Source organism: Lysobacter defluvii IMMIB APB-9 = DSM 18482 (genome assembly GCF_000423325.1).
Classification (GTDB): Bacteria; Pseudomonadota; Gammaproteobacteria; order Xanthomonadales; family Xanthomonadaceae; genus Novilysobacter; species Novilysobacter defluvii.
Map to the genome: position 1 here is coordinate 84,821 of NZ_AUHT01000004.1, position 20,362 is coordinate 105,182.

General features: G+C 70.3%; 21 protein-coding genes. 10 read left to right on the forward strand and 11 right to left on the reverse strand.

All coding sequences use genetic code 11. The features are described 5' to 3' along the window. The first annotated feature begins 114 nt into the window (after positions 1-114). From G545_RS0100475 to G545_RS0100495, 5 genes are all read left to right on the forward strand, one after another. Positions 115-957, forward strand: coding sequence for a c-type cytochrome (locus tag G545_RS0100475; RefSeq protein ID WP_027068682.1), 843 nt, complete (start codon positions 115-117; stop codon positions 955-957). Positions 958-995: 38 nt separating this feature from the next. Further along, positions 996-2,375, forward strand: a complete 1,380-nt coding sequence (locus G545_RS0100480) for a cbb3-type cytochrome c oxidase subunit I (RefSeq protein ID WP_027068683.1) — start codon at positions 996-998, stop codon at positions 2,373-2,375. Between the two features lie 3 nt (positions 2,376-2,378). Continuing rightward, the gene (locus G545_RS0100485) at positions 2,379-3,179 is read left to right on the forward strand and encodes a CbbQ/NirQ/NorQ/GpvN family protein (protein WP_027068684.1); all 801 of its coding nucleotides are present in this window, start codon (positions 2,379-2,381) and stop codon (positions 3,177-3,179) included. Positions 3,180-3,191: 12 nt separating this feature from the next. Further along, on the forward strand, positions 3,192-5,228 hold the full coding sequence (locus tag G545_RS0100490) for a nitric oxide reductase activation protein NorD (protein WP_027068685.1): 2,037 nt from the start codon (positions 3,192-3,194) through the stop codon (positions 5,226-5,228). Between the two features lie 120 nt (positions 5,229-5,348). Beyond that, positions 5,349-5,696, forward strand: coding sequence for a DUF1428 domain-containing protein (locus G545_RS0100495; RefSeq protein WP_027068686.1), 348 nt, complete (start codon positions 5,349-5,351; stop codon positions 5,694-5,696). 13 nt (positions 5,697-5,709) lie between these two features. Here G545_RS0100495 and G545_RS0100500 read toward each other — a convergent pair whose 3' ends face one another. The 4 genes from G545_RS0100500 to G545_RS14825 are packed head-to-tail and all read right to left on the reverse strand — an operon-like array spanning position 5,710 to position 9,078. Continuing rightward, the gene (locus G545_RS0100500; protein ID WP_027068687.1) at positions 5,710-7,467 is read right to left on the reverse strand and encodes a potassium/proton antiporter; all 1,758 of its coding nucleotides are present in this window, start codon (positions 7,465-7,467) and stop codon (positions 5,710-5,712) included. A gap of 37 nt (positions 7,468-7,504) precedes the next feature. Then, positions 7,505-8,137: a hypothetical protein gene (locus G545_RS0100505; RefSeq protein ID WP_027068688.1), complete on the reverse strand. Its 633-nt coding sequence runs from the start codon at positions 8,135-8,137 to the stop codon at positions 7,505-7,507. A gap of 33 nt (positions 8,138-8,170) precedes the next feature. Continuing rightward, positions 8,171-8,647, reverse strand: coding sequence for a lysozyme inhibitor LprI family protein (locus tag G545_RS0100510; protein ID WP_154656468.1), 477 nt, complete (start codon positions 8,645-8,647; stop codon positions 8,171-8,173). Continuing rightward, complete coding sequence (locus G545_RS14825; RefSeq protein ID WP_052106513.1) at positions 8,647-9,078, reverse strand: hypothetical protein; 432 nt, start codon at positions 9,076-9,078, stop codon at positions 8,647-8,649. The genes G545_RS0100510 and G545_RS14825 overlap by 1 nt, the downstream gene beginning before the upstream one ends. A 76-nt stretch (positions 9,079-9,154) precedes the next feature. On the opposite strand from G545_RS14825, the gene G545_RS0100520 reads away from it, so the two are divergent. Then, a complete protein-coding gene (locus G545_RS0100520; RefSeq protein ID WP_027068690.1) occupies positions 9,155-9,916 on the forward strand; it encodes an MBL fold metallo-hydrolase in 762 nt (253 codons plus the stop codon). Positions 9,917-9,923: 7 nt separating this feature from the next. On the opposite strand, the gene G545_RS16070 is transcribed toward G545_RS0100520, so the two are convergent. From G545_RS16070 to G545_RS0100540, 4 genes are all read right to left on the reverse strand, one after another. Continuing rightward, positions 9,924-10,481 (reverse strand): pseudouridine synthase family protein, encoded by a 558-nt coding sequence (locus G545_RS16070; protein WP_036135886.1) that lies wholly within the window; start codon positions 10,479-10,481, stop codon positions 9,924-9,926. Positions 10,482-10,483: 2 nt separating this feature from the next. After that, positions 10,484-11,344, reverse strand: a complete 861-nt coding sequence (locus G545_RS0100530; protein ID WP_027068691.1) for a PA4780 family RIO1-like protein kinase — start codon at positions 11,342-11,344, stop codon at positions 10,484-10,486. Further along, entirely contained in the window at positions 11,341-12,177 is an 837-nt protein-coding gene (gene pdxK, locus G545_RS0100535; protein WP_027068692.1) for a pyridoxine/pyridoxal/pyridoxamine kinase, read from the reverse strand. The genes G545_RS0100530 and pdxK overlap by 4 nt, the downstream gene beginning before the upstream one ends. 78 nt (positions 12,178-12,255) lie before the next feature. After that, on the reverse strand, positions 12,256-13,416 hold the full coding sequence (locus G545_RS0100540) for a DUF3667 domain-containing protein (protein WP_052106512.1): 1,161 nt from the start codon (positions 13,414-13,416) through the stop codon (positions 12,256-12,258). A 182-nt stretch (positions 13,417-13,598) separates the two neighbouring features. Between G545_RS0100540 and G545_RS0100545 the strand changes: the two genes are divergently transcribed. Further along, complete coding sequence (locus G545_RS0100545) at positions 13,599-14,864, forward strand: amidohydrolase (protein ID WP_027068694.1); 1,266 nt, start codon at positions 13,599-13,601, stop codon at positions 14,862-14,864. Beyond that, entirely contained in the window at positions 14,861-16,357 is a 1,497-nt protein-coding gene (locus G545_RS0100550; protein WP_027068695.1) for an MFS transporter, read from the forward strand. The genes G545_RS0100545 and G545_RS0100550 overlap by 4 nt, the downstream gene beginning before the upstream one ends. On the opposite strand, the gene G545_RS0100555 is transcribed toward G545_RS0100550, so the two are convergent. The 3 genes from G545_RS0100555 to G545_RS15750 form a co-directional block, all read right to left on the reverse strand. Then, positions 16,354-16,704, reverse strand: a complete 351-nt coding sequence (locus G545_RS0100555; protein ID WP_027068696.1) for a response regulator — start codon at positions 16,702-16,704, stop codon at positions 16,354-16,356. The genes G545_RS0100550 and G545_RS0100555 overlap by 4 nt on opposite strands. Continuing rightward, positions 16,701-17,861 (reverse strand): two-component system sensor histidine kinase NtrB, encoded by a 1,161-nt coding sequence (locus tag G545_RS0100560; RefSeq protein ID WP_027068697.1) that lies wholly within the window; start codon positions 17,859-17,861, stop codon positions 16,701-16,703. The genes G545_RS0100555 and G545_RS0100560 overlap by 4 nt, the downstream gene beginning before the upstream one ends. A gap of 75 nt (positions 17,862-17,936) precedes the next feature. Next, positions 17,937-18,092, reverse strand: coding sequence for a hypothetical protein (locus G545_RS15750; RefSeq protein ID WP_169449564.1), 156 nt, complete (start codon positions 18,090-18,092; stop codon positions 17,937-17,939). Positions 18,093-18,190: 98 nt separating this feature from the next. On the opposite strand from G545_RS15750, the gene G545_RS0100570 reads away from it, so the two are divergent. Together G545_RS0100570 and G545_RS0100575 are read left to right on the forward strand one after the other, a co-directional pair. Then, complete coding sequence (locus G545_RS0100570) at positions 18,191-19,789, forward strand: N-acyl-D-amino-acid deacylase family protein (protein ID WP_027068698.1); 1,599 nt, start codon at positions 18,191-18,193, stop codon at positions 19,787-19,789. Further along, a complete protein-coding gene (locus G545_RS0100575; protein ID WP_036135882.1) occupies positions 19,786-20,361 on the forward strand; it encodes a DUF3228 family protein in 576 nt (191 codons plus the stop codon). Before G545_RS0100570 ends, G545_RS0100575 begins: the two co-directional genes overlap by 4 nt. Position 20,362 lies beyond the last annotated feature (1 nt).

The window sequence follows — 20,362 nt, forward strand, 5'->3', positions numbered from 1 at the left end:
CCCCTGCGCTGGCTGGGGATCGTAGTGTTGCTTCTCATGGCAGTGGCCGTGGCGTACGCCGGTTACACGGCAATCAAGTACTGGCCCGACATCGCTGTCTGAGGACCGATACCCATGAACAAACGGCAGTCACGAATCTTCGCCATCGTCGCCACCGGCGTGGCCGCGCTTGCCTTCGTCGGCATGACCCTGCACAGCCATACGCGCTTCGACGACCTGACGAACGCGGAGAACATCACGCCGGAGATCACCCACGGCAAGGATGTCTGGCACAAGTACAACTGCATCAACTGCCACACGCTGTTCGGCGAGGGGGCGTACTACGCGCCGGACCTGACCAAGATCGCCCAGCTGCGCGGAGAGGCCTACCTGAAGGCCTACATGCGCGACCCGTCGCAGTTCTACGACGAGCAGCGCCATCGGCGCCTGATGCCGACGCAGGACCTGAGCGAGGTCGAGATCGACAACCTGGTCAAGTTCCTGGACTGGGTGTCGAAGGTCGACAACCAGGGCTGGCCGCCGCGGCCGATCCTGGTGGCCGGCGGCTCGCTCAACGTGGGCGCGCATGGCGCCGGGGGCGGTGCGGCCCGCGGGCAGGACGTCCGGCCGGTGGCCGCGGGCAACGATCCGCGCGCGCTGGGCGAGCACCTGTTCCGTACCGCGGTGCCGGTGTGCACCGCATGCCACTCGCTGCAGCCGGGGGTGACGCTTGCCGGGCCTTCGATGGCGGGCATGGCCGAGCGTGCCGCGCAGACGATCGTCTCGCCGGAGTACACCGGTTCGGCCACCGACGTGCCCGGCTACATCCGCGAGTCCATCGTCGACCCCAGCGCGCACCTGGTGCCGGGCGCGATGTTCTCCGCCGAAGGCACGTCGTTCATGCCCAACACCTACAGCGAGAGCCTGACCGACGAGCAGATCGACCAGCTCGTGGCCTTCCTTGAAACGTTGAAGTAAGCAGGCGGGCGCGCTGCGCCGGCACGGGGAGATCATCCATGCGTTACAAGTCGCAATCGGTGGCCTACTGGTACTTCGCCGTGGCCATGGTGCTGTTCGGACTGCAGATCGTGTTCGGGCTGCTGTCGGCCGCCAAGTACCTGGGGCCGGATCCGCTGCTGTACATCCTGCCGTTCGACGTCACCAAGACGATCCACACCAACCTGCTGATCGTGTGGGTCCTGACCGGCTTCATGGGCGCGACCTACTGGCTGGTGCCGGAGGAGTCGCGCACCGAGCTGCACAGTACGAAGCTGGCCTACATCCAGCTGATCCTGTGGACGCTGATGGGCGTGACGGCGGTGATCGGCTACCTGTTCCGCTACGGCACCGGCAACAAGCTGCTGGAGCAGCCTCTGCCGCACAAGATCGTGATCGTCGTGTGCATGCTGATCTTCCTCTACAACATTGGCATGACGATCAAGCGCTCGGGGCGGCTGACCACCACCGAGGGCGTGTTGCTGCTCGGCCTGGCGCTGTCGGCGGTGCTGTACGTCCCGGCGCTGCTGCACTACGAGAACTACACTGTCTCGATCTTCTACCGCTGGTGGACCATCCACCTGTGGGTGGAAGGCGTGTGGATGATGATCATGGGCGGCTTCCTGGCCTACCTGCTGATCCGCCTGTCCGGCATCGACCGGGAGGTCATGGAGAAGTGGCTGTACGTGATCGTCGGCCTGGTGTTCTTCGCCGGCATCCTGGGCACCGCGCACCACTACTACTGGGTCGGCGTCCCGCAGTACTGGCTGCCGGTCGGCGGCTTCTTCAGCGCGCTGGAGCCGCTGGCGTTGGCGGCGATGGCGATCTACGCCTACGCGGCGATGCGCCGGGGCGGGGTCAGGCATCCCAACACGCTGGCGCTGCACTGGACCATCGGCAGCGCGATCTTCGCCCTGTTCGGCGCCGGCCTGCTGGGCCTGGCCCACACCTGGCCGAGCGTGAACAAGTGGACGCACGGCACGCTGATCACCGCGATGCATGCGCACTCGGCGTTCTACGGCGCCTACGCGATGATCGTCCTGGCGATGGTCACCTACGCGCTGCCGGGGTTGACCAACCGGCCGCACAACCGGTACTCGCCGCTGGGCTTCTGGGCGTTCTGGCTGCAGGTGTCGGGCATGTTCGGCATGACGCTGTCGTTCGGCACCGCCGGCATCGCCCAGGTGTACCTGGAGCGCATCATGGGCATGGGCTACCTGGACGCGCAGCTGAAGATCCAGGTCCATTTCCTGATGCTGATCCTCGCGGCCACGATCTTCGCCACCGGCGTTGCCTTGTTCATCTACGACTTCTTCCGCCATCGGCCGCAGTTCCAGGTGGTCGACGACGGCGTGGTCGCCGAGGACGACGCGCACCTGCGGACCACGACGGGGCGCTGATTGGTGGATGCGCGCACGGGCCCGGCCGAGGCCGGGCCGTACTACCTGCCGACCGGCAACGAGGTGGAGGTCGTCGAGCAGTGCCATGCCGGCGGGCTGGCGGTGATGCTCAAGGGGCCGACCGGCTGCGGCAAGACGCGCTTCGTCGAGCACATGGCCTGGCGGCTTGGACGGCCGCTGATCACCGTTTCCTGCCACGACGACCTCACCGCCAGCGACCTGGTCGGGCGCTTCCTGATCCGCCACGACGAGACGGTGTGGCAGGACGGGCCGCTCACCCGGGCGGTGCGCGAGGGCGCGATCTGCTACCTGGACGAGGTGGTGGAGGCGCGCCAGGACACGATCGTGGTGCTGCACCCGCTGACCGACTACCGGCGGATCCTGCCCATCGACCGCACCGGCGAGACGGTGGAGGCCGCTCCGGGCTTCCAGCTGGTGATCTCGTACAACCCCGGCTACCAGCGCATGCTCAAGGACCTGAAGCCGAGTACGCGCCAGCGCTTCGTGGCCATCGAGCTGGACTTTCCGGAGCCGGCGGCGGAGGCGGCGATCGTCGCCCGTGAGAGCGGGGTGGAGCAGGGCACCGCGGTGGCGCTGGTGGAACTGGGCGGGCGGCTGCGCTCGCTGCGTGACCGCGGGCTGGCGGAGGTGCCCAGCACCCGGTTGTTGATCGCCGCGGGGCGGCTGGTCGCCAGCGGCATCGGCGTGCGCGATGCTTGCAACGCCGCGGTGGTCTCGCCGCTGAGCGACGACGCGACCCTGCTCGGCGCGATGCGCGAACTGGTCGACGCGATGTTCCCGTAGGCAGGTGCGGATGTGGCCGAAGCCGAAGACCTGGTCGTCGACGTTGCGCGCCACGCGACCGTTTTCATCCGCGACACCTGGCGGCGGCACTACGCGAGCGAGCCCGACGCGCCGGTAGCGCTTGCGTCGCTGGCGCGGCGGCTGGACCTGCTGGTCTCGGCCGCGTGCGGAACCAGCCTGCCGATGCGCGTGGCGCTCCCGCCGGCGCGCCCGACGGTGCTGCACCGGCTGTTCAATCCGCGCATGTATCCCCGCCACCGGAAGGCGGTGCCGGCGACCAACGGCGACACGCTATGGCTGCCGGCGCACCTGGAGACGTGCGACCTGGCGGAAGCGTCCGGGCTCTACCGCGCGATCGCGATGCAGCAGGCTTTTCGCGCCATGCGCGGCACGGCCCCGGCGCTACTGGCCAAGCCGGACGCCCTGCTGCGCGATACCGCCTTGGTGCTGGAGGCGCAGGCTGCCGAACGGGCCGTGGCGCGCGGGTTTCCGGGCGTGGTGCCGGACCTGCAGCGGCTGCGCAAGCTGGCGCTCGCAGGGCGGCCACCGGTCGAGTCCCTGGCGCCGGCGCGGCAGCCGCTGGAAAGGCTGGTGCGCGGCATCCTGGGGGGCGGCATCGACGCCAGCGCGCCGACCGTGGAGGCGGGCACGGTTGAGGACTCACTGACTCGCGCGCGGCAGCTGCTCGCGGAGTGGGCGCTCGACCCGGCCGAGGTACGCCGCCTCGGCCCGATGCCGCTCTACCGCGACTGGTGGACCGGCGAACTGCGCGAGGGCGGCGGGGCCGCCCACCTGGTCGACGGCACCCCTTCCGCCCAAGGCACGAAGGACGACAACGAGGGGAAGGTGCGCACCGCCCGCATGGAACGCCGTCCCGACGAGCGCGAGGCAACCGAGGACGAGGACAAGCCCGGCGACCCGGGCGTGTGGATGATCCAGCAGGACGCGCCGCACGAGGTGGCCGAGGATCCGTTCGGCCTGCAGCGGCCGGTGGACCGCGATGACGAGACCAGTGCCGACGAGTACGGCGACATGCTGTCCGAACTCGCCTCCACGCGCATGGTGGCCGCGCCCGATCCGCCGCGGGAAGTGCTGCTGTCGGATGATCCGCCGGCCAGCCGCGCGCAGATCACGTTCGATGACCGGGATGAGGGCGGCACCCGCTTCCGGTACCCGGAGTGGGACCACGCCAGCGCGTCCTACCTCGAGCACGGCGCCACCGTGCGCATGCTGCCGCCGGTGCACGGTTCGCCCGCCTGGGTCGAGGCCACGCTGGCGCGCCACCGCTCGCACCTGGACGGCATCCGCCGGCAGTTCGAGGCCCTGCGCCCGGAGCGGGTGCGCCTGCGCCGGCAGGGCGAGGGCGAGGACATCGACATCGACGCCTGCGTGGAGGGCCGCGCCGACCTGCGCGCCGGCGGCGTGCTGCCCGAGGGCCTGTACGAGTCGCGCCGGCCCGGCCGCCGCAGCATCGCGGTGACCCTGCTGGTGGACGCCAGCGGCTCCACCGACGGGTTCATCGGCAGCGGCCGGCGGGTGATCGACGTCGAGCGCGAGGCCCTGCTGCTGGTGTGCATGGCACTGCAGGGTCTCGGCGAGCCGTTCTCGGTGGTGGCATTCTCCGGCGAGGGGCCGCACGGGGTGACGATGCGGATGCTGAAGGACTTCGACGAGGCCTACGGGCACGAAGTGGCCTTGCGCATCGCCGGCCTCGAGCCGGAGAACTACACCCGCGCCGGCGCCGCCATCCGCCACGCGACATCCCTGCTGATGCGGCAGGCGGCCGAGCACCGCCTGTTGCTGATGCTGTCGGACGGCAAGCCCAATGACGCCGACCGCTACGACGGCGTGTACGGCGTGGAGGACATGCGCCAGGCGGTCACCGAGGCCCGGCTGCAGGGCCTGTTCCCGTTCTGCCTGACCGTGGACCTGCAGGCACCGGGCTACCTGCCGCAGGTGTTCGGGCCCGCCCATTACGCGCTGCTGTCGACGCCGGAGCGCCTTCCGGCCGTGCTGCTGGACTGGACCCGGCGCCTGCTTGCGCGCTGAGGTCACCGGTGGGGCCCGGCCGCCGCCACCGATGGCCGCCGTTCTCCCCCGGTGCACCCCATTGCACCTCGATGTACCCCGGGTCTCAACGGCCCCGTCTCCCACCCATGGAGCACTCCCATGACCTACGTAGTCGGCTTCCTCACCCCCGTGCCCACCGCCAACAAGGACCGCTACATCAAGTCCGCCCAGGACGCCTGGCCCCTGTTCAAGCGCTACGGCGCGCTGCAGCAGGTGGAGGCCTGGGGCGAGCAGATCGAGGACGGCAAGACCACCGACTTCAAGCGCGCGGTGAAGCTGGAAGACGGCGAGCAGGTGGTCTTCTCCTGGCTCATCTGGCCGGACAAGGCCACCGCCGACGCCGCCTGGGAGAAGATGCAGAACGATCCCGCCATGGCGGACATGGACATGCCCTTCGACGGCAAGCGGATGATCTGGGGCGGCTTCCAGCCAGTATTCGAGAGCTGAGCGCGCCTGCGACCTAGGTGGCGCTGCCAGGCTCCAGGCCGGCATCGGCCAGCGGCGCCTCGGCCTCCGCCGCCAGCATCCCCACGGCCGTGACCCGGGTGCCGTCCATCGCGCACACCTGGAGGCGCGTGCCGTCCAGCGCGACCGTGGTGCCGACCTCGGGATCCGCTTCGTCCAAGTGGCGACGCACCAGGCGCTCCAGGGTGTCGTGGTCGCCACCGGGCAGGTTGACGCCGTAGGAGTTGCGCACGTCCTCCACCGTGGTCCCGCCCTTGAGCCGGATCTCCACCTGCGGCAGCGGCTCGGCGGTGTCGGCCGCCTGCGAGAAGGCGCGGTCCACGAATGGGCGGGTGACGGGGCGCAGGACCGCGAACAGGTGGTCGTTGGCGTGCAGCGGGGTGGAGCCACGCGGCGGGATCACCTCCTCGCCGCGGGTGATCATCGCGATCACCGTGTCCTCCGGCAGCGCCATGCGCGACAGGCGCCGGCCGACCGCGCGCGAGTCAGGGGAGAGGGTGTACTCGACGATGTCGGCGTTGACGTCACCCAGCGAGGTGATCTCCAGAGTGGCGGCGGGGCGCGGCGGCTGGCCCTCGGCCAGCCCCAGCCGCCGCGCGGCAAAGGCGATCGTGGAGCCCTGGACGATTGCCGAGATCAGCACGACGAAGAACACGACGTTGAAGATCACCGCCGCGCCGGGGAGCTCGAACAGCAGCGGGAAGATCGCCAGCACGATCGGCACCGAGCCGCGCAGCCCGACCCACGACACCAGCGCCGTCTCGCGCGCGTTGAAGCCGAACAGCGGCAGCAGCGGCCACACCGCCAGCGGGCGCGCCACGAGCATCAGCGCCAGCGCGATCAGCAGCCCCTCGACCCAGACCGCGGTCAGCGCCAGCGGGTCGATCAGCAGGCCGAGCACCACGAACATGGTGATCTGCGCCAGCCACGCCAGGCCGTCGTGGAACAGGATCACCATGCGCTTGAATGCGAAGTGGCTGTTGCCCACCAGGGTGCCGGCGATGAAGATCGCCAGGAATCCGCTGCCCCCCAGGTTGGCCGCCAGCCCGAAGGCGAGCAGGCCGCACGCGGTCACAAGCACCGGGTACATGCCCGAGGCCTGCAGGCGGATGCGCTTGAGCAGCGCGACCGTGCCGCGCCCGACGCCCACGCCCACCAGCGCGCCCACGCCCATCTGCATCAGGAACAGCTTGACCAGGCCGAACCCCAGTGGCACCTCGTTGGCGAGTACCTCGATCAGCCCGATGGTCAGGAAGATCGCCATCGGGTCGTTGGAGGCGCTTTCCACCTCCAGCACCGACTTCAGCCGCTTGCGCAGGTGGATGCCCGCGTTGCGCAGCTGCGCGAACACGGCCGCGGCATCGGTGGAGCCGACGATCGCGCCGATCATCAGCCCGCCCAGCAACGGCCAGTCGAGGATCCAGGCCGCCGCCACGCCGGTGACGATCGCAGTAACCAGCACGCCCACGGTGGCCAGCGCGGTGGCGGGTTTCCATACCGACCGGATCGCGGCCAATGGCGTCTGCAGTCCACCGTCGAACAGGATCAGCGCCAGCGCCATCGTGCCCAGCGCGTGGGCCGTGGCCGGGCTGTCGAACGGAATGCCGCCGATGCCGCGCTCGCCGGCCAGCATGCCGACGATCAGGAACAGCACCAGCACCGGAAGCCCCAGCCGCGCGGAGGCCCGGCTGGAGACCACCCCGAGCAGGATGAGCACGGCGGCCAGGAGTAGGAGCTGGTCGATCACGAACATCAGGTGCTTTCCTGCGCGGAAGGGGTGGTGCGTGTTTTTACACGAGTGGCTGGGTCTCCTCGGCGAGGTCGCGTGCCAGTGCCTTGCGCTCGCGCCGCGACCGGACCTGCACCGCGCCGTAGCTGCGCGGCCGCAGGCGCGGGCCGGCCTCGCCGTCGAGTATGTCGAAACTGCGTTCGGCGGCGACCGGCAGGTCCTCCGACCCGTAGATGGCGATGATGCGGATCTGCAGCGTGTGCGTCCCCGACCCGGAAGGCACGTCGCCTGATCCGTCCGCCTGCGTCCGGCGGACATGCTCGAGGATGGCCCGGACGGTGCCGATGTCACGGATCTCGCCACTGCCCAGCGGGCCCTGCCGGGTCCGCAGCCGCGGATCGGCGTCCGCGATCAAGTCCTCGCCGTCGAGCTCGGTGATGGGGCAGGCCATGGTCCCGCCGGGCCCGTCCAGGCGTGCGACGAGGGTGTGCAGGTAGATCGGCTCCGCGCTCATGTTGGTCACCAGGCAGTGCGCGTCCAGGCCGCGGCCCTGCCCGAGCCGGATCAGGATGGTGGCCTTGCGCTGGCGCCGGTAGCTCGCCAGGAACAGCTGCAGGTAGGTGATCCACACGACCAGCATCCCCATGCTGGTCAGGGCGGCGATCAACTGGTGGTTTTCGAGGATCCAGGTCATGCCGGGTAGTTTCGGCTACGCGGCGTGACGAACTCAGTACCCGTGGTCGAATCCGTCCACGAGCCCCTCGAGGCACTCCAGCTGCTCGAACCGGGCGTGATCCGGCGGGAGACCCTCCAGGCAGCGGCGGACGGTATCCACGGCGCGGGCCCGGTTTTCGACCTGGGTGCGTTCACAGGTCAGTCCGTGGACCGCGGGCCATGCGCCACCGGCACCGGTGAGCGTGCCGGACAGTTCGCAGTCCGCCTTTCTGTACGCCACCCACCGCTCGTGATGCAGTGCGACCTCACCGGCAAGGACCGGTGCGCCGCCGCCCATCCGCTCCAGCCGGGCGAGCAGGCCGGCGTGGGCGTCGGACAGCGCCGCGTGGGCGCTGTCCAAGCGCTTCGACTCCATGTGCAGCGTGTGCATCGAACTGCCCTCGGGCCAGTCGCTGCCGATGTCCTGCGCGTGCAGGTTGGCCGCCAGCACGAGCAGCGCGCCGGCGGCCACCTTTACGGGGAGTCCCACTACCGTGCCTGTTCCCCGTCCGGCGTGTCCCCGTCCGGTGCGGGCGGCAGATGGATGTCCACGTAGCCCACATCCTTGCGGCCCTCGCGGACGATCATGCGCGTGCCGGCACGAGCCACCGATACCGGATCCTTGCAGTCGAGGTTCACCTCGCCCGACTCCCCGGGCGCGATGGTGCCGATCTCCGGTGCGAAGCGGATCATGCAAATCACCTCGCGGCCGTTGAAGACGACCTTGGGGCGGTAGTTGCTGTAGATGGGGGTAATGCGGGCGTCCCGCCCGTCCTCGGAGAAGTTCAGCGTCAACGTCGCCGGGATCCGCTGGCCGGCCCCGAAGCCCACCGGATCGTGTATCTGCTCCGCGGCACCGGCCGGGGCGGCGGCAGCAAGCGTGGCGAGGAGGATCGAGGCGAAGACAGGCTTGGGGTTCATCGAAGGTGCTCCTTGCAGTAGTGCCGGCTTCATAGGGGAAGCCGGATCGTTCACGTTACCCGACTATGCTGGCCGCATGCAGAAACTGGCCGCGGACTTCTGGAACCTGCGGGGCGTGCAGCGCATCGCCGGCGTGCTCGACATCGGCACCCACATGTCCGTGGTGCAGCGCGCCGACAGCCGCTTCGTGGTGGTCGACGGCTGCGGGCCCGAGGGCGCGGACCGGGACGCGCTGCTGGCGCTGACCGGCAACGGGCAGCAGGTCGACGCGGTGGTCCACGTGCATCCCTTCCACACCCTGCACGTGGAGGACACGCACCGGCTGTTCCCGACGGCGACGCTGTACGGGACCGCGCGCCACCGGCGGCTCTTCCCGTCACTCCCCTGGGCCGGAGCGCCGGTGGAGGCGTGGGGCGAGGACCACCCGCTGGCGGATGTGTTCGACCTTTCCGTGCCGGAGGGGGTGGACTTCCATTGCCCGGACGAGCGCGTCCACGTCGCCTCGGTGCTGGTGCGGCACCGCGCGAGCGGCATCGTCCACGTGGACGACACCTTCAACGTCATGGCCGCGCCGGGCGCGTTGGGCCGGGTCCTGCCCCAGTCGTCGCTTCGCATGCACCCGATGCTGCCGAAGGCACTTCGGCCCGAGCCCGGCGCCGCCGATGACTACGCCGCCTGGGCACGGGGGCTGGCGCGAAGCTGGGCCGACACCCGCATCGTCTGCGCGGCGCACTCCGCGGTGCGCCGGTTGCCCGAAGGCGGCTTCGCGCAGGAGGTCGAGGCCGCCGTTGCACGGGTGGAGCGCACCCTTGAGCAGCACCGCGCACGCTACGGGTAGTTGTCGCTCAGAACTTCTCGCCGGGCGGCAGGTAGCGCCAGCTGCCCACCGGCATCTTCGCCAGCGGTATCCGGCCGATGCGGATGCGCCGGATCGCGACCACCTCCAGGCCGACCTGCGCGCAGACGTCGCGCAGCTGGCCCGGCTGCACATCCTTGAGGGCGAAGCGCAGGCGGAACTCGTTCTGCCAGCTCACCTTGCACGGGGGCAGGGCGCGTCCGTTGAACTGCAGGCCGTGGTTGAGCCGGGCCAGCCCGTAGGGCGCGATCTCGCCGCGGGTCTCGACCACGAACTCCTGTTCGATCTGGGCGACGTCCTCGGTCAGCCGGCGCCGGGCGCGGCGGTCCTGCGTAAGCACCACGAGGCCGCTGGCGTCGGTTTCCAGCGGCACCAGCGGGGTCAGGTACTTGAAGTGCTCCGGCACCTGGACCACGCCCGAGGCATCCCCGTCCCAGTGCGTGTCCGGCCTCACCAGGTCCGCGGCGGGACGCGGGCCGCGGATGGCGTCGTATCCCTCCGGCTTGTGCAGGAGGATGGTGGCGGGTTCAGTGCGAGTGGCACCCATGGCTAGTATTCGTCCTCGTCGCGCGCTTCGCGGCCCTGCTGGCGGATCAGGGCGACCTCGCGGGCGTCGTTGATCGCCTCGCGCACGCTGTCCAGGTCCACCTCGCGCTCGTCGAAGGTGTACTTCCCGGTCAGCGGGGTGTCCGGCTGCAGGCGGCCGGCCTCGAACAGCGCCCACATCTCCTCGCCGTACCAGGTGTCGAGCAATTCCGGCGCCCAGCGGCCCAGGGCCGCGGTGAGGTTGTTGACGTCGCGCAGCAGCATCGTGCGCGCGGCGTTGTTGCCGGCGGCGTTGACCACCTGCGGGAAGTCGATGATCACCGGGCCGTCGGGGCCGACCAGCACGTTGTACGCCGACAGGTCACCGTGGATCAGGCCGCAGCACAGCATCCGCACCACGTCGCGCACCAGCACCCGGTGGAACTCGCGTGCCTGCTCGGCGCTGAGCTCGACCTCGCCCAGGCGCGGGGCGGAAAAGCCATCCGGGCCGGTGACCAGTTCCATCACCAGCACGCCGTGGAAGAAGCCGTGCGGCTCCGGCACGCGGACGCCGGCCGCGCGCAGCTGGTACAGCGCGTCGACCTCGGTGTTCTTCCACTCCTCTTCCTGCTGGCGCCGGCCGTAGCGGCTGCCGCTGGCCACGGCGCGCGCCTCGCGGCTGCCGCGCGACTTGCGGCCTTCCTGGTACTGCACGCGCTTCTGGAAGCTGCGCTGGGCCATGTCCTTGTAGACCTTGGCACAGCGCACCTCGTCGCCGGAGCGGACGACGTACACCGCCGCCTCCTTCCCGCTCTTGAGCGGGCGCAGCACTTCGTCGATGACGCCTTCCTCGATCAGCGTCAGCAGGCTTGCAGGGGTTCTCACTGGGTCAGGGTCCCGGGCGGCAGCAGCAGCTCGCTGCAGCCGGCCTCGTTGGTATGGCGGAGGGCGGCAAGCACCGCTTCGTAGGCGCGGGTGGCCGCGTCGACGATGCCGTGGCCCTGCAGCAGGCTCGCGGCGACGGTCGCGGTGAACAGGTCGCCGGTGCCCTTGGGCGTGATCGGCAGCCGCGGATGCACCAGCACCTCGGTACCGGTGCGGGTGACCACGGCGATCTTCATCTCGTCATCGGCGCAGGTGTCCGGCGCGGCGCTGGTCACGGCCAGCCACTGGGTGCGGCCGACCAGCAGCGTGCGCGCGGCGGCGATCACCTCGTCGACGGTGCCTACCGGCATCCCGGTCAGCTGGGCGATCTCGAAGCCATTGGGGGTCAGGCCGGTTGCATGGCCGGCCAACCGCTCGCGGAAGGTGCGGACCAGCGTGGGATCGACATATACGCCGTGGTCGTGGTCGCCCATGACCGGGTCGATGACCAGCATCGCGTCCGCCGGCCGGCCCTGTCCGCGGTCCCACCAGTCCAGCAGCGCCTCGAACTGCCCGCGGCTGCCCAGGTAGCCGACCACCACCGCCTGCAGGTGCTGCAGGGCGTCGCGCGCGACCAGGTCGTCCAAGTAGCCCGCGAACCAGTCCACCGGCAGCGCGCCGCCGTGCACGGTGGGGTAGTGCGGGGTGTTGCTGAGCACCACGGTCGGCACCGCGGCCACGGCCAGCCCCAGGCGCTGCAGCAGCGGCACGGTGATGGTGTTGCCGACGCTGCCGTAGACGACCTGCGACATGATCGACAGCACGTCGATGTGCAGGGGGTCCTCAGCGGCCATGCTTCGGGTTGGGCATGCGGGTGCGTCCTGGTGGGCGGGCGGCCATTGTCGCACCCGCCAACGCGCGCCGCCCGGTCCTCAACCGGACGTCAGTTGGCCGAGGAACAGCAGCAGGGTGGCCACGATCAGCATCAGCAGGTAGATGCCGCCCACGACCAGGTACTTGAGGGCGGTCAGCCACCACGATTCCCCATACACCGCCTTCTGCATCAGCAGCAGGTACGCCGGCATCCACAGGAAGGCCGCCGCGAGCAGCAGGTTGAGGACGACGTGCAGCGGCGGCCACGCGATCCATTCGCCGACGGCCAGCAGCAGGAACGCCAGCAACAGCATCAGCAGCAGGAACACGTGGCTGTACAGCGCCACCACCAGGTGCTCCAGGTACAGCCGCGGGGTATTGAGGTACGCCACCTTCAGCATGAGGGCCAGCACCGGCACCAGGAGGAACAGCGCGGTGGGCGCGCCCGACATGATCGCGCGCAGCCAGGTGTCCGCGCCGAAGCCCTCGCCGGACTGCATGTTGGCCTGCAGGTTGCCGATGCGCCGGTTGAGCCAGTCGTTGGCGAAGCCGGGCAGCCAGCCGATGCGCATCGGGTTGGTCTCGGCATCCCAGTCGCCCCGGTGCCCGAACAGGTCCACGCGAAGGCGCGACCCGGTCGGGACCGGCTCCGCGCCATCCGGAGAAGTCCCGAGCTCCCGGGCGCGCCGGGCGGCCGCCTCGCGCAGGCGCCCCTCGGCGGTGGCGAGCACGGCGTCCAGCGCCGGAGTGTCCTTGTCCGGCCCCGAGCGTGCCTGCGCCAGTTCCCCGAGCATGCGGTCGCGGATCGCCTCCACCTCTTCGACGCTGCCGGCCGCGGCGATCTCCTCCACGCCGCTGACCTGGACCACGTCGCCGTCCACGTGCACCGCCAGGGTGCCGATGAAGAAGGTCAGGACGCTCAGGATCACGAACAGCCGCAGCGGCGCGATATAGCGGGCGCGGTGACCGGCGAGGTAGTTGATCGCCACCAGCCCAGGAACCCACAGGTCGCGCAGGGTGCGGAACACGCGCCCGTCGAGGTGCCAGAAGGCCTCGAAGAACTCCTCCACGGCATGGCCGAGGTGGCGCACCGGGTTGTGCACCGACTGGCCGCAGTCATGGCAGTACGGGCCCTGGAGCGGGGCGGCGCAGTTCTCGCAGCGCGGCGCGGGCGGGGGAATCGGCTCCCCGCCCGGATCGGTGATGGTGTCTTCGCTCACGTCGGGTCCCCGGTGCCGTGCTGGCGGGGGAACGATAACGGGCGCCAGGGACCTGCGCCAGAAGCCATGGACCTTGCGGTCCGCGGTTGCACCGGCAATCGGGCTTCACGCGGTTGCCGCCCGGACTGGCACATGCTCGCCTGACCGGTACCCCGCGGCATGGACCGTGACGAGGAGGCCTGATGAACCCGCTCACCGAAGCGCTCGCAGCCCGATTCGAAGAAATCGCCCCCGGGCTGCTGGAGATCTACAAGGACCTGCACCGCAACCCGGAGCTGTCGATGGAGGAGCATCGCAGCGCGGGAATCGCCGCCGACTACATCGAAGGGCTCGGGTACGAGGTGACCCGCGGGGTCGGCATCACCGGCGTGGTCGGCGTGCTGCGCAACGGCGAGGGGCCGACGGTCATGCTGCGCGGCGACATGGACGCGCTGCCGATGCCGGAGGACACCGGGCTGCCGTACTCCAGCCGGGTTCCGGGCGTCGCGCATTCCTGCGGGCACGACCTGCACATGGCCTGGCTGATGGGGGCGGCGCGGGTGCTTGCCGAGGCGCGGGATGCCTGGAGCGGCACCGTGCTGGTGGTCTTCCAGCCTGGCGAGGAGGTGGCCCAGGGCGCCGCGGCCATGGTGGCCGACTGGGACCAGGCGGGCCTGCCGCAGGCCGACGTGGTCCTAGGCCAGCACGTGATGGTGGGCCCGGCGGGGACGGTCAGCTACCGGCCGGGCGTCATCCTATCGGCAGGCGATAGCCTGCAGGTGACGCTCCACGGGCGGGGCGCGCACGGCTCGCAACCCCAGAACTCGGTCGACCCGGTGGTCATGGCGGCGTCGACGGTGCTGCGGCTACAGACGGTGGTCTCGCGCGAGGTCTCGCCGCTGGACAGCGCGGTGCTGACCATCGGTTCGCTGCAGGCCGGGACCAAGGAGAACATCATCCCGGAAGAGGCCACCATCAAGCTCAACATGCGCACCTACGACGAGGGCGTGCGCGAGCACATGCTGGGCGCGGTGAAGCGCATCTGCTGTGCCGAGGCCGATGCCTCCGCCGCGCCGAAGCCGCCGGAGTTCACCACCCTCAGCCGCTATCCGCTCACCGACAACGATCCGGAGGCGACCGCGCGGGTGGTGGAGGCGTTCCGGAGCCAGTTCGGCGAGAGCCGGGTGTACGAGACGAAGCCGGCCGCGGCGAGCGAGGACTTCAGCGAGTTCGGGCGCGCCTGGGGCGTGCCGTACGTGTTCTGGTTCGTGGGCGGTACCGATCCGGACACCTATGAACAGCACCGGCGCGAGGGACGCCTCAAGGACATCCCGAGCAACCACTCGCCACGCTTCGCGCCGGTGCTGGACCCGACCCTGAGGACCGGACTGGAAGCCATGCTGGGCGCGGCTTCGGCCTGGCTCTGCGCGCCGGCGCGAACCGGCAACCCTGGAGGAGGCACGCCATGAGCACCGTCGCCGGTTCGATTCCCGTCCCACCTCGCGCGCGCCAGGAGCCGGCGGGCTTCGTCGGCAACGACCGCCTGCTGGTGGGCATGATCCTCGGGGTGCTGACGTTCTGGCTGTTCGCCCAGAGCACCCTCAACATCGCCCCCGACATGCAGCGCGACCTCGGCATCGGGGCGGGCACCATGACCGGCGCCGTGGCCGCCGCGGCGTTGTTCTCCGGGATCTTCATCGTGGTCGCCGGCGGACTGGCGGACCGTTTCGGCCGCATGCGCGTCCTGCGGACCGGCTTCATGCTCGGCATCGCCGGGTCGCTGCTGGTCGGGCTGGCGCCGGCAGGGGGGCTGGGGACGGGCATGCTGTTGCTCGGCCGCGCGCTGCAGGGGCTTTCGGCCGCCTGCATCATGCCGGCCAGCCTGTCACTGGTGAAGGCGTACTGGGACGGCGCGGCGCGCCAGCGCGCGGTGAGCCTGTGGTCGATCGGCTCCTGGGGCGGCGGTGGCCTGGCCGCGCTGTTCGGGGGACTGGTGGCGCAGTCGCTGGGCTGGCGCTGGATCTTCTTCCTGTCGATCGCGGTGTCGCTGGTGGGACTGTGGATGATCCGCGGCACGCCCGAGAGCAAGGCGGACAGCAGCGGCCCGTACCGCTTCGACTTCGCCGGCGTGCTGACCTTCATGGTGGCGATGATCGCGCTGCAGGTGCTGGTCCTGCAGGGGGCCACGCTCGGCTGGGCGAGCCCGCTGGCGTTGGGCCTTGCGGCCGTGACGGTGGTCGCCGCGGTGGCGTTCTACCGCATCGAGTCAAGCAAGAGCGACGGCTTCGTCGACCTGGGGCTGTTCCGCAACCGCACCTACACCGGCGCGACGCTGTCCAACTTCCTGATCAACGCGACCGTCGGCATGCAGCTGGTGTCCCTGCAGCTGGTTCAGATGGGCGGCGGCATGAGCGCGCAGCAGGCGGGGATGCTCACGCTGGGCTATGCGATCGCGATCATCGCCTTCATCCGGGTCGGCGAGAAGCTGCTGCAGCGATTCGGCCCCCGCAAGCCGATGGTGTGGGGCTGCGCGATCACCGGCCTGGCGATCGTGCTGCTGATGCCCACCAACGTGATGCTCGACTCCTACCGGCTGGTCGCCATCATCGGCTACACGCTGTTTGGCCTGGGCCTGGCGTTCTACGCCACGCCGTCCACCGACGCGGCACTGGCCAACCTTCCGATGGAGCAGTCCGGTTCCGGCGCGGGCATCTACAAGATGGCCTCGTCACTGGGCGCGGCGCTGGGGGTGGCGATTTCCGGGGCGATCTTCACCGCCTTGGGGACCGGCGAGGGCGTGCGCTGGCTGGAAGGGGTGATCACCTTCGCCGGGCGCACCGACAACCTGGCGGTGCGCGAGGCCGCGATGGTCGCGCTGGGCTTCAACGTGCTGATGGTCGTGGCGGCGATCGCGTCGATCATGCTCACCATTCCCGCCGGCAAGCGGGCCGACCCGCGCTAGGCCCCGAGTGCGGCGAACAGCTGGTGCATCCGGTACGGCTTGGGCAGGAAGGTCATCGCGTCCGGGATCGGCGGCAGCTGCGAGCGCTGGTAGCCCGACACCACGATGACCTGCACCGACGGATGGCGCTCCAGCGCTTCGTTCGCCACCTGGAGTCCCGACACGCCCTCCGGCATGCACACGTCGGTCACCACGTGGGAATAGCCGCCGGACCCGCGCAGTCGCTCCAGTGCCTCCGCGCCGTTCCTCGCCACCGTGACCTCGATCCCGCGGTGGGAGAGGGCATCCTCGACGAGGAGCCGCAGGTCCGGTTCGTCTTCCACCAGCAGGACGTGGAGCGGCGTCATCGGGGATCCGGGGTCACGGGCAGGACGAGGGTCACGCGGGTGCCGCGGCCGGGCGCGCTGTCCAGGTGGGCGTGCCCGCCGGACTGGGAGGCGAAGCCGAAGACCTGGCTGAGCCCGAGGCCGCTGCCGCGGCCCACGTCCTTGGTGGTGAAGAACGGTTCGAACACCCGCTCCTGCAGCTCCTCCGGAATGCCGGTGCCGTCATCGGCGACGGTGATCGCGACGAACCGCAGCGCGTCCGGTTCGACGGGGTGCTCCGCGGGGGCGGGGCCGACCGCCGGCGCGGTGGACAGGGTGATGGTGCCACCGGACGGCATCGCGTCGCGGCTGTTGCTGATCAGGTTCAGCAGGGCGGCCTCCAGCTGCGCGCGGTCCACGTGGATGGCCGGCAGCCCAGGGGTGAGCTCGTGGCGCACGGTCACCTGGTCGCCGGCGCAGCGGCGGAACAGGTCCCGGTCGGCCTCGACCAGGGCGTTGGCGTCCACCGCTTCCGGCGCCAGGTTCTGGCCGCGCCCGAAGGCGAGCAGCTGCCGCGTGAGCACGATGCCGCGCTCGGAGGCGCGGGTGGCGGTCTCCACCATCCGCCCGATGCGCTGGTCGGCGCTGGCGCTGCCGATCGCATCCAGGCTGTTGAGGATGATGGTCAGCAGGTTGTTGAAGTCGTGCGCCATGCCGAGCGTGAGCTCGCCGATGGCTTCCATCTTCTGCGCCTGCAACAGCGACTGGCGTGCCTGTTCCAGGCGCTGCTCGGCCTCGTACCGCGCAGTCACGTCGCGCGTGATCTTGGCGAAGCCGATCAGCTGGCCGCCCTCCCAGATCGGATCGATCACCACGCTGGCCATGAAGCGTGATCCGTCCTTGCGCAGCCGCCAGCCCTCGCCGCTGTAGCGGCCCTCGTTGCGGGCGGTCTCCAGGTTCGTCCACGGCAGCCCGGCCTCGGCGTCCGCGGCGTCATAGAAGCGCGAGAAGCTCGTGCCGATGACCTCGTCCGCAATGTAGCCCTTGATGCGCTCGCCGCCCGGGTTCCAGCTGCGGACGTAGCCCTCCGCATCGAGCATGTAGATGGCGTAGTCGGTGACGGAGTTGACCAGCAGCTCGAACTGGCGCGAGGTGTCACCAAGCCCCGGTCCGTATCTCTCCGCGATTGGATACTGCATCTGCTGCTCCCCTGTCAGCCGGGCGACGGTATGAATGCGGCTGTCAAGGGTGCGTCAAGGAACGGGCCGGCGGGCTCAGCGGTGCGGATCCGCGGACCCGGCGTCGTCGTCCGGCTCACCCGCGGCGGCGGAATCGCGTCCCGCGCGCTTCTTTGCTTCCTTTTCCTCTTTCTTCTTCTTCTTGGCCAGCTCGCGCTGGCGCTTCTCAAATGAATAATTGGGCTTGGCCACGAAGTCTCCTGTGAAAACGGGCGGCCAGTGTCTCATGCGGGCCTGCCAGGCGGGTCCCGATCTACCATGGGGTGATCGGCAGCGGATGGGGAGACGGGATGAACAAGGGGTGGTCCAGGAGGGTGTTCCTCGGAGCGATGCTGGCCGGTGGCGCGTACGCGCTGCTGCCGCGCATCGCAGGCTCAGTGGTGCCGGGCCAAGCGCGTGTCCCCGGCTGGCTGCTGCGCGACGTGCTGCTGGTCGACGGCACCGGTGCACCCGGGCGGCGTACCGACGTGCTGGTGCGTGGCGACAGGATCGAGCACATCGGCCGGGTGCCGGACGCACGTGCGCGCGGACTCCGGGTAGTCGAGGGCGGGGGCCGGGTGCTCGCGCCGGGTTTCATCGACCTGCACACCCACGGTAACCCGCTGCGCTCGGCGTTCACCCCCTTCCTGGCGATGGGCGTGACCACGGTGGTGCTCGGTCAGGACGGCGGCAGTCCCTCGCTGGAGAACGCGGGGCGGGAGCCCGGCAGCCTGCCGGCGTGGATGGACGCGGTGAATGCCGCCTCGCCTGACATCAATGTCGCCACGCTGTCCGGCCACGGCGCGCTGCGCCGCCGCGCCGGGATCGGCGACGGCACGCGCGAGCCCTCGGATGTCGAACTGGAGCGCCTGCAGGCCGTCCTCGAGGCGGACCTGCGCGCCGGTGCCTACGGGCTGTCGACCGGGCTGGAGTACGTGCCCGGCCGCTATGCGGGCAAGCGCGAGCTGGCGAGCCTGGGGCCGGTGGTCGCGCGCTTCGGCGGCGTCGCGATGAGCCACATGCGCTCGGAGGATGCCAGCGACGTGCGCGCCTCGATCCGCGAGCTGGTCGAGGCCAGTGGCCCCGCGCGGGCACACATTTCCCACCTGAAGATGGTCTACGGCAGGGACGAGTCCGAGGCCGTGGCGCTGCTGGAGTTCATCGACTCCCTGCGCAGGCCGGGACAGCCGCTGACCGCCGATGCCTACCCCTACGAGGCGAGCTACACCGGGGTGGCGATCCTGTTCCCGGAGTGGGCGCTGCCCCCGAACGACTACGCCGCGGTGGGTGCCGCGCGCCGTGACGAACTGCGCGATTACCTGCAGCGCAGGATGGAACAGCGCGGCGGACCGGAAGCCCTGCTGTTCGGGACGGGCCCGCATGCGGGCAGCACGCTGGCGCAGGTCGCCGCGGCCAAGGGCGTGCCGTTCGCCGACGCACTGCTCGAGATCGGCCCCGGTGGCGGCCAGGCCGCCCACTTCGTGATGGACAAGGCACTGCAGGACCGGCTGCTGCTCGATCCGCGGGTGGCGGTCGCCTCCGATGGCTCGCCCGGCGGCAGCCATCCTCGCGGCGCCGGCACCTTCGCCCGCTGGATCGAGGACTTCGCCGTCCGGGAGCCGCGGGTCACGCTGGAGGAGGCCGTGCGCAAGGCGAGCTCGTTCCCTGCGTCGATCCTCGGGCTGTCGGACCGTGGCGTGGTCCGCCCCGGTGCGAAGGCCGACCTGGTGCTGTTCGACCCGTCACGGGTGCGCGCGCACGCCGACTACGTCAACCCGACCGCGATGGCGGAGGGCTTCGACCTGGTGCTGGTGAACGGCCAGCCGGCGCTGGAGGACGGCGAGCCGGCCGCGCGGGCCGGGCGTCTGCTCCGGCGTGGCCGCGACGGGCAGGTACCATCGGGGGCATGAACACGACTGTACCCGGGACCTCCATCGTCCTGACCGAATTCGCCCGCAAGCGCCTGTTCCGCGCGCACCGCCGCAACACCATCCAGGACATCACGCCCGAAGAGTTCGAGCGGCACCTCAACGAGTCCTCGCCCGTGAAGGTGCTCGACGGCTACGCGCCGTTCTGCAAGCTGCACGTGCACCGCAACTGGACGTCCACCCGCTGCCTGGCGGTGCCGATCACCGACGACAACCGGCACCTGCTGCGCTCGGACTACGAAGCACGCACGCCGGAGGAACTGCCGGTGCTGGTGCGCTGGTTCGAGGGCCTGGACCCGCCGGTCGCCGACTACCTGATCGCCATCCTCTACAGCCGCGAACAGCTGGCGAAGGAGGGCACGGCCATCGACGCGGACTGGGGCGTGGTCGGCTGCATGTACACCGCCGAACCCGAGGAAACGCCGATGGCGCCGATCACCATCCTGCGCAATGCGCTGGGGGTGGAGGAGGGCGGGTCGGGCGTGCCGATCGACCGCGAGGCGTACCGGCGCAGCGTGGAGTTCTGGCGCACCCACGCCAACTGGCGCGGGTGAC